The 10,075-nt window shown below is 38.4% G+C and carries 8 protein-coding genes; 4 read left to right on the top strand and 4 right to left on the bottom strand.

The genetic code is table 11. The features are described from left to right. From WBM60_RS03320 to WBM60_RS03310, 3 genes are all read left to right on the top strand, one after another. Window positions 1–230: GMC family oxidoreductase (locus WBM60_RS03320; protein WP_424282757.1), on the top strand; the 230-nt coding region annotated here is incomplete at its 5' end. A gap of 18 nt (window positions 231–248) precedes the next feature. Continuing rightward, window positions 249–713: an ASCH domain-containing protein gene (locus tag WBM60_RS03315; RefSeq protein ID WP_424261952.1), complete on the top strand. Its 465-nt coding sequence runs from the start codon at window positions 249–251 to the stop codon at window positions 711–713. Between the two features lie 67 nt (window positions 714–780). Further along, complete coding sequence (locus WBM60_RS03310) at window positions 781–3,993, top strand: glycoside hydrolase family 2 TIM barrel-domain containing protein (RefSeq protein ID WP_424282756.1); 3,213 nt, start codon at window positions 781–783, stop codon at window positions 3,991–3,993. A 68-nt stretch (window positions 3,994–4,061) separates the two neighbouring features. On the opposite strand, the gene WBM60_RS03305 is transcribed toward WBM60_RS03310, so the two are convergent. The 4 genes from WBM60_RS03305 to WBM60_RS03290 all read right to left on the bottom strand — a co-directional run bounded on the left by WBM60_RS03305 (window position 4,062) and on the right by WBM60_RS03290 (window position 8,032). Beyond that, window positions 4,062–5,198: a Gfo/Idh/MocA family protein gene (locus WBM60_RS03305; RefSeq protein ID WP_424262451.1), complete on the bottom strand. Its 1,137-nt coding sequence runs from the start codon at window positions 5,196–5,198 to the stop codon at window positions 4,062–4,064. A 128-nt stretch (window positions 5,199–5,326) separates the two neighbouring features. Next, window positions 5,327–6,556, bottom strand: coding sequence for a nucleoside permease (locus WBM60_RS03300; RefSeq protein WP_424282755.1), 1,230 nt, complete (start codon window positions 6,554–6,556; stop codon window positions 5,327–5,329). A gap of 11 nt (window positions 6,557–6,567) precedes the next feature. Beyond that, window positions 6,568–7,011 carry a DinB family protein gene (locus tag WBM60_RS03295; RefSeq protein ID WP_424263425.1) on the bottom strand — a complete coding sequence of 148 codons (444 nt, stop codon included), beginning with the start codon at window positions 7,009–7,011 and terminating at the stop codon, window positions 6,568–6,570. A gap of 16 nt (window positions 7,012–7,027) precedes the next feature. Further along, on the bottom strand, window positions 7,028–8,032 hold the full coding sequence (locus WBM60_RS03290) for a sugar phosphate isomerase/epimerase family protein (RefSeq protein WP_424282754.1): 1,005 nt from the start codon (window positions 8,030–8,032) through the stop codon (window positions 7,028–7,030). A gap of 236 nt (window positions 8,033–8,268) precedes the next feature. Here WBM60_RS03290 and WBM60_RS03285 point away from each other — a divergent pair, with 236 nt between their 5' ends. After that, window positions 8,269–9,987: a GMC oxidoreductase gene (locus WBM60_RS03285; protein WP_424263421.1), complete on the top strand. Its 1,719-nt coding sequence runs from the start codon at window positions 8,269–8,271 to the stop codon at window positions 9,985–9,987. Window positions 9,988–10,075: the final 88 nt, after the last annotated feature.

Raw genomic sequence — 10,075 nt, 5'->3', positions numbered from 1 at the left:
GTCCTGGTCTGGGCATTCATGAAATGGGAGGCGCACGAATGGGTTGGAACCCCAGGACTTCTGTGGTGAACCAACATAATCAGGTTCATGATGTGCCTAATATATATATAACGGACGGGGCGTTTATGACATCTGCAAGTTGTGTGAATCCTTCCCTTACCTACATGGCTTTTACCGCCAGGGCAGCCCTTCATGCTGCAAAAGAGATTAATACAGGTAAATTTTCCTAAACCAAAAGTGTATATTCTATGAAAAATGCATCAGCTAGAAATTTGTGGGGAGACTATTTAGACAATCACCTGGAATATGCCTTTTCACAAGAACCTAAGGTTACACAAATTGGTGAAAATGAAAAGGAAGTAAAGGAAACGCTAAATTTAATCTTGTCAGGAAAAAAAAGAGCTACTTCTCATTCCTTATTAGGACTTCAGCATAGAAAGGAACCGCTTCCCAGGATTGGAGATTTTACGGTACTAACAGATTGGAAAGGAGATGCAAAATGTATTTTAAGAACAGTAGCCGTTCGTCTTAAGCCATTCTTTAGTATAAGGGAATCTTATTCTAAAATTGAAGGTGAAGGTGATTTGTCACTGACATATTGGAAAAATAAACACTGGGATGAATATACCAAAGAGCTGGAAGCATTTGGAAGAGTTCCAAGAGAAAGCATGATCGTTGTATGTGAATATTTTGAAAAGGTTTTTGAAAGATAGGCAACCACGTCTTTCTTCTTAAAATCCTATTTATCTTGAAGTATCCTCCTTTTAAATCAACACAGTCATGCATATTTTAGTATCCGATAAGAAAAAATTTAGGTTTTCCCCAACTCTAATAGGTCTCTTTCTTTTCCTGGCTGCGAACGCCCAAGTCTCAAAATGGGAGAATGCTGAATGGGAGAATCCTGAAATATTTCAAATTAATCGAGAAGCACCAACAGCTTCTTTTTACCGTTATGAAACCGTTAAGAACGCACTAGAAAATGAAAGTTGGGAGAACTCTCCTTTGTATCAATCTTTAAATGGAAATTGGGATTTCAACTATGTTGAAAGTGTCCCCGAAAGATCTGTTGATTTTTTCAATTCTGAATTTGATACTTCCGACTGGGACAAAATCTCTGTTCCCTCTAACTGGGAACTAGAAGGACACGGTATTCCTATATATACCAATATAGTTTATCCTTTCCCCAAAAATCCTCCTTTTATTCCCCATGATGAAAATCCTGTAGGAAGCTACAAACGTAATTTTGAAATTCCCGAAAATTGGAACGGGAAAAACATATATCTACACTTTGAGGGTGTAAGTGGTGCTGCATACGTATGGATAAACGGAAAAAAGGTTGGTTATAGTGAAGGTAGTAAAACACCTGCTGAATTTGATATTACGCAATATCTTCAAAAGGGGAAAAATTCGCTGGCTGTCCAGGTTTTACGCTGGTCTGACGCCAGTTATATGGAAGATCAGGATTTTTGGCGTCTCAGCGGTATAGACCGTAATGTTTACCTATATGCCACTAATAAAACAACCCTTAAAGACTACAGGGCTATTGCGGATTTAGAAAATAACTATATCGATGGTAAGCTCAACCTTAATTTACAAATCAATACTTCTGACAAAAAAGCCAAAGGATATCAAATACAGGTAAAGTTATTGGACGGTGATACCGAAATCTATGCAGAAACCAAAAAAATTGACCTTACAGAAGGGAACAATACTCTAAACTTTGAAAAGAAAATACCAAACATAAAAACCTGGAACGCTGAAAAACCCTACCTCTACACCTTATTATTTGTGGTCAAAAATAAAAAAGGAATGGTTACCGAAACTATAAGTTCAAAAATAGGTTTCCGAAAAGTGGAAATCAAAAACAACCAATTTTTAGTCAATGGGCAACCTGTACTAATCAAAGGAGTAAACTTACACGATCATGATGAAGAATCCGGACACGTTATTAGTGAAGAACTAACACTAAAAGACATGGAAGTGATGAAACGCAGTAATATAAACGCGATTCGTTGTAGTCACTATCCCAAAAACCCATTCTTTTACAGGATGGCAGATAAATATGGCTTTTATATTGTCGATGAAGCCAATATAGAAATTCATGGAATGGGTGCAACCAATCAAGGCCTTGATAAAAACGAAGCGGCCAAGAAAATTCACCCAGGCTATAGACCGGAATGGAAAGCCATGCACCTGGACCGTACTATTCGCATGTTCGAACGTGATAAAAACTTTACGTCCATTGTTACCTGGTCTTTAGGAAATGAAGCGGGTAACGGTCAAAACCTTGAGGCCACTTACGCTTGGTTAAAAGCGCATGACAACACAAGGCCAGTGCAATACGAAGGAGCAACAATGTATGCGAATTCTGATATACAGGCACCTATGTACGCCACTATAGAAGCAAGCATAGCTTATGCGGAAAACAATCCTAAACGTCCCTTTATACAATGTGAATATGCACATGCTATGGGGAATAGCGTTGGCAACTTGCAGGATTATTGGGATGCTATAGAAAAGTATGATGTATTACAAGGCGGATTTATTTGGGATTGGGTAGATCAAGGCCTCAAAACCAAAAATGAAGAAGGCGTTGAATTTTACGCTTTTGGTGGAGATCTTGGTGGACAAGATCTTCAAAACGACGATAATTTTTGCTTAAACGGAATCGTAAATCCTGATCGTTCTGCACATCCTTCCTTATATGAAGTGAAAAAAGTATACCAATACGTAAAATTTGATTCTGAAAATCCAAAAACGGGCAAAATTACCCTGACCAATAAATATGATTTTACAAATCTCTCAGAATACAATTTTTCTTGGAGGTTGATGGAAAATGGAATTCAGATAGCGAAGGGGAACCTGCCTGAGGTAGAAGTAGCTCCCTATGCATCAAAAGAGTTACAACTAGAATTACCTGAACTTAAAAACAAAAACGCAGAATATTTTTTAAACATTTTTGCAACCACCAAAACAGCTTCTGCTTTAATCCCTGAACATTTTTTAATAGCCTATGAACAATTTCAATTAACCGAATACAAACCCGCTATTTTTGAAAATTCTACAGAAGGAATATCTGTAAGAAAAGAAAATAATACCATCAAAGTCCTTGGAAATGGATTTGAAATTGGGTTCAACAGCAACGATGGCACACTCGTTACATTAGATTACGGTCAAGGGAACCTCATTAAAAAAGGACAGCGCGTAAATTTCTGGCGTGCACCGACCGACAATGATTTTGGCTACAATATGCCCTTAAAACTAAAAAAGTGGAAGGAAGCTACTGATAATCAAAATCTAATGGCTTTTGAGGTGAAATCCAATGGAGAGAAAAAAGTAATGGATGTGGTAAAATTGGCCGACAACCCTTTTAAGGTCAAAAAGGGTTTACAATTGACCACAACCTATGCATTGCCAGCTGTTGAGGGGCAAGTAGCTATAACATATAGCATCAACAACAAAGGGGAAGTATTGGTAAGTACTCAGCTAACGGGGATTGATGAAACGCTTCCCATTTTACCACGATTTGGCAATAATTTCGTTATCGATAACGCCTACGAAAATGTAACTTGGTATGGCAGGGGAGCCCATGAAAACTACCAGGACCGTAAAACTTCGGCCTTAGTGGGATTGTACGAGGCAAAAGTTGAAGATTTATATTTTGAATACATTCGTCCACAGGAAAATGGTAATCGCACCGATGTGCGCACACTTTCTTTTACCAATGGCAAAGGAAAGGGAATTTTAATTACAGCCCCTACTACTTTTGGGTTTAGCGCGCATCACCAATATAATTCCGATTTTGATGAAGGAGAAGAGAAACAGCAACGCCATACATTTGATATTCCGAAACGAGATCTGATCAACATCAATATAGACCAAAGTCAAATGGGAATTGGGGGAGATAATAGTTGGGGGCTAATGCCACATAAAGAGTATCAAATACCTGCAACCAATCTATCGTTCAGTTATATGATACGGCCAATACAATAAAAGAAAAAGATATATTAAAATAAAGAGCCGCTCAAAGCGGCTCTTTATTTTTTATAGTGTAGTTATGATTATTCCATGTTTACCCAAACATTACCCTCCTTATTAGATTCCACGGTAGCTTCAATAAAATTAAGTCCCCGAACACCGTCTAACATAGTTGGGAATTCGCCGTCATTATAATCTTCTCCACGTATAGCCCTGGCAGCTCCTAAATAAATATTAGCCATGGAATCAAAAATACCTTCGGGATGTCCTGGAGGTAATTTAGTTCCATCAAGAGATAGCTTAGAATTATATCCATGCCCCGGTTTATATATTTGAGTTGGTTCTGTATCACTCAACATATAGAGAAAATTAGGCCTTTCCTGTTCCCATACAAAAGCAGCTTTCTCACCATAAATTCTAATTGCCAATCCGTTTTCTTCACCTGTGGCCACCTGGCTGCCTCTTATGACACCTTTAATATGTTCTCCCATACGCAATAATACAGTACCGTCTACATCCATTTGGTTGTCATCATAGAGGTAATTGAAATCGCACAACAGAGATTTTACTCTTAACCCTGTAGTATACTCTATAAGATTAAAAGCATGTACCCCTATGTCTCCCATACAGGAACTTATTCCTGCCTTTTTTGGATCCAGCCTCCATACAGAGGAGCGTTTTTCTTTGTCATGGATTATTGTGTTAATCCATCCCTGATAATACCTGGCATCTACTTTATGAATCTTGCCTAAAGCCCCATCCTTGATCATCTCACGCATTTGACGAACCATCGGGTAGCCCGTATATGTATGCGTTACGACAAAAACAGTCCCTGCCTTTTTATGAGCCTCCTGTAAAATTTTTGCTTCTTCCAAAGTAGTCGTCATTGGTTTTTCGCAGATGACGTGAAACCCATTGTCCAACAGTTTCTTGGCCATAGGGAAATGCAGAAAATTTGGCGTAAGAACCGAACATACCTGCATTCTTTCTTCTTTAGGCAGCTTTAATTCTTCATCAATAAGGGTGTCAAAATCCTTATAAATCCTATTTGTTGGAACATCAATTTCTTTTGCAAATTCCATGTTCAATTCAAAATCGGGATTAAAAACTCCCCCCACTATTTGGTAATTATCATTTATATGCGAGGCTACTCTGTGCAATACCCCAATGAGGGAATCTCCACCTCCGCCTATTACTCCTAATCTAATTTTTTTTGCCATTTTATTTTATCATTTTTATTATTCTAATATTCACCTTTTCGTTAAAATCTTTTCAAAATATGCCATTTTCTTATGATTCTTAATCTCTTTTTTGAACCTATATGGTCGGTTCAATTTATGTAAAATATCTAAGATTTATAGGCAATTTTCTCGTTTTTAAACAAGAACGCAAACAATACAGAAACCCCAAGTGCAAATGCTGCAGGAAACATCCAGATCATTTCCCAATTATGTGAGACTTCTTCCAGAATAAAATAATCCGTTATTCTCCCCGCTATCCAGAATCCCATTAACATACCAACTCCATAAGTAGCCAGCGTAATCAATCCCTGGGCTGCACTTTTGTATTTTGGTCCCGCTTTGCTATCCGTATATATCTGGCCCGATACAAAAAAGAAATCATAACAAATGCCATGTAAAGCAATCCCCAGAAGCAGAAGGAATGAAAATTCTCCGGCGCTTCCATAGGCAAAACAGATATAACGCACCATCCAAGCCAACATAGCAACTATCATTGTATTTTTAAAGCCAAACCTCTTAAAAAAGAAAGGCAAAAGAAGCATAAATAGAATCTCTGATATCTGACCTATGGTCATTTTACCTGCCGGGTTTGAGACCCCAATTTCTCCCAGGAATTGTCCTGCATGCTGATAGTAAAAGGCCAAAGGAATACAGATAAATACAGAAGCCAGGAAAAACACTAAAAAATTTCTGTTCTTTAAAAGTTTTAGGGCTTCAAAGCCAAAAATATCTGCTATCCTTATTTTTCTTTTCCCTGTTATTGAAGGAGGTGTTTTTGGCAGGGTAAAACTAAAAAATCCCAATATGCCCGATGCTACTGCAGTCATTAAGAATGTATTTCTAAGATAGCCTTTGGCTAAACCTTCCATAGAATCCCAATGAAAGAAATAACTAATAGCTAAACCAGCGACTATCCAACCTGCGGTTCCAAAAACGCGAACAAAGGAGAACTGTTTTGCCGGGTTATCCATCTGATTAAAGGAAACTGAATTAACCAGTGCCAAGGTTGGCATATACAATATCATGTAACCTAAAATATAAGGGTAAAATCCACTAAAACTTGTTGCATAAGTCAACTGCACCATTAAAACTGCTCCAATAAGATGTAATACTCCCAAAATCCTTTCTGCGTTAAAATAACGGTCTGCAATGAGTCCGATAATAAACGGAGCAATAATTGCTCCCCAGGATTGTGTAGAATAAGCCATGGCGATTTCAGGGTCGCTTGCATCCAAACTATTAGGTAAATAAATACCCATAGTAACATACCAACTACCCCAAATAAAAAACTCCAAGAACATCATTACTGAAAGTTGAACCTGAATCTTTTTATTCATGAATTTTTCCGCTAGCGTTTATAAAAAATATAGTCTAATGAAAGAGGTTCCAGTTCATTATCCCTAAAATTCATAGCTATTTGGGACCTGTGATGTGTAGAATGGTTTATAATATGGAATAATATATCCTGTAAAGTACTTGTGAAAAGCCTTCCTTCTTCATTATCAAAGTCTATCCTTATTTCAAAATCTGTAGCATTCGTGGTTATTTCAAAAGAACTTCGTTGGTTTTCATAATGAATATCCCCCCAATTTTTAATAGGGTGAATCTGCCAAACTTTATAATCAGCAGGTTTCCCAAGAATTCTTGCATTCCATAAATTGTGGGCATTAAGGATATGGCTGAATAACAATATGCTTTTCTCCGGTACCTTATCGAGCTTAATGCACTCCTCGATAAGCTTTTTATTGCAATAAAAATTGTAATCAAAGAGCTGATTAAAAAAAACTTTCATAGGTCATGATGCGTGGTTAGGTAACTTCTTTAGATGCTTTGAGTAATAAGTCTCTTGTGGCTATAATCCCTTCTTCTTCAGATAATTCACTTCCTTCGTATTCAACACCAATATAACCCGTATAACCCGCATCCTTAACAATTTGTAGCATATGAACATAGTCTATTTCAGTCTCATTTCCATTTGCATCAAAATCGTGTGATTTCGCACTAACTGCTTTGGCATGTACCATGAGTTCCTTTACGCCTTTATAAATATCGTAATTCTCTGCGCAGCCGGCAGAATAATCTTTCGGATCTTTTCTTTTTATACAGAAATTACCAAAATCAGGTAAGGTGCCACAATTTGACATGTTTACCTGGCTCATCACCTCGGAGAGCATAGCAGCATTTGATGAAAGTCCTCCGTGATTTTCCACAAGTATATTTATATTTTTTGTTTTTGCATATGTGGAAAGCTGGGAAAGGCCGTCAATTGAATTGGCTTTCCATTCAATTGGATCGGAACTCCCCGAAAGATTTACTCTAATTGAGTGGCAACCCATAGACGCGGCAGCATCAACCCATTTATAGTGATTTTCAACTGCTTTTTTGCGTTCTTTAGAATCGGAAATTGCCAGATCTCCTTGTCCATCAATCATTATCAAGACATTCTTTAAACCGTGTTTTTCAGCTTCGGCGTTAGATTTATCTACAAAAGATTGCATGGCTTCCTTTGAATAATTGGCGGGCTCTAACTCTTTGTTATATAGCTGACTTACATACTCCAGTCCTTCAAATCCCCAATTCTTGGCTTTTTCAGCAAAGGTATAAGGATCAACACCGTCATTATTGATCATATTGTGAATAGACCATTGTGCCAGGGATAATTTAAAAAAGGGGGCTATGGACATAAGCGCATCTTTTTCGACATTTTCTTCTTCTTTTACAACTTTCTTTTCGTCCTTGCAGGAATAAATTCCAAGCAAAGAAAGACCTATCCCTGCCTGGGTGCTATTTCTAATGAATTTTCTTCTTTTCATAAATCTGATTCTGTAAAATAGTTCGTATACTTTTAAAACCTTAGGTAACTATATTTTCTCATTCGAAATATCACTGGAATTGGCTTTAATATGTTATTCAACCTTAATAGAATAAAGCTTTTTTATATTCTCAGTTTACATTTCATTTTAATGAAGACTCCATAAGTTAATATGACTTTAAATGTAGAAAATTAATTTTATATTTGATACTTTTAGCAAGTAAACAATAGTACTACATGGGTAAATTTTATTATAATGAAGAACAGGACTCGTATGATGCGATTGTTGTAGGTACCGGTATTAGTGGTGGTTGGGCAGCAAAAGAATTGTGTGAGAAAGGATTAAAGACACTTGTTCTGGAACGAGGGCGAATGGTAAAGCATCGTGAAGATTATCCCACAGCAAATATGGATACCTGGGACTTTCCGAATAATGGGGAAATGCCCCCGAAAGAAGTAGCCAAACAGTCAAAACAAGCGCGTACAGGCTACACCGTAAGAGCACAACATAATTTTTGGTTTGTCAATGACCTGGAACATCCCTATAATGAAACAAAACGATTCGACTGGATGCGCGGTTACCACGTGGGTGGGAGATCATTGCTTTGGGGGCGCCATAGCTACCGTTGGAGCGATCTGGATTTTGAAGCTAATAAAAAGGATGGCATAGCCGTTGACTGGCCGGTCCGATATAAAGATATAGCACCCTGGTATAGCAAAGTTGAAACCTATATTGGGGTGACAGGGGAAACTTTAGGGCTTCCACAATTACCAGACAGTGAGTTTGAGCCTATGATGGAACTAAACTGTATTGAACAACATGTCCGTGAAAAGGTAGCTGATAATTTTGGGGGGCGCGTTATCACCGCTGGCCGAGTGGCCCATATTAACAGTGCTAAACAGTTTGACGGGGATGGGAGAACCCGCTGTCAATTTAGAAACAGATGTATACGCGGATGCCCTTTTGGCGCATATTTCAGCAGTAACTCCTCTACCTTACCGGCAGCAGAAGCCACTGGAAATATGACCCTGAGACCCGATTCTATTGTTCATGAGGTTATGTACGATCCCAATACCAAAAAAGCAACCGGAGTAAAAGTAATAGACAAGGTTACCAAAGAAACATTTGAATTTAAAGCAAAGGTGATCTTCCTTTGTGCCTCTTCTATAGCTTCTACATCAATATTGATGCAATCAAAATCGGATCGGTTCCCCAACGGAATGGGTAATGATTCAGATCAGTTAGGCAGAAATATTATGGACCATCATCTTGGGGTAGGCGCCGCAGGAAAATATGACGGTTATGAGGACAAATTTTACAAGGGAAGAAAACCTAATGGGATCTATGTGCCTCGCTTCCGGAATATTGGCGGAGATTCTAATATGAAAGAGTTTATACGCGGATATGGTTATCAGGGAAGCGGCAGCAGAAGTAACTGGGATGAGGCGGTTTCTGAATTGTCTCATGGTAAAAACCTAAAAGAAGCTATACTTAAGCCCGGGGGATGGAACTTTGGGATGAGTGGTTTTGGAGAAGTCTTACCCTATGAAGATAACAGGATGACATTGGATTATGACAAATTAGATGGTTGGGGATTACCAACAGTAACGTTTGATGCAGAGTTCAAGGAAAACGAGTGGAAGATGCGGGAAGATATGAAAGAACAGGCCTATGAAATGCTGACAAAAGCAGGACTTAGAGATGTTGAAGCTTTTGACAGGCCGGGAGCCCTTGGTTTAGGAATTCATGAAATGGGAACCGCACGGATGGGCCGAGACCCAAAAACCTCCGTAGTTAACGGATATAACCAGGTACATACTGTTAAAAATGTATATGTTACAGATGGGGCATTTATGACCTCAGCGGCCTGTGTGAACCCTTCATTGACCTATATGGCTTTCACGGCCAGGGCAGCGGACCATGCTGCCGAACAACTTAAAAAAGGATTATTATAATGGATAGAAGAGTAGCATTAAAAAATATGGGGTTGGCGCTGGGATATACTGTGGCCACTCCTACACTATTAAGCCTTGTTCAGGGATG

It is taken from the genome of Eudoraea sp., assembly GCF_049669105.1.
Lineage (GTDB): Bacteria > Bacteroidota > Bacteroidia > Flavobacteriales > Flavobacteriaceae > Eudoraea.
The sequence above is the reverse complement of the archived record's forward strand: the minus strand, read 5'-3'. Positions and strand labels throughout refer to the sequence as shown.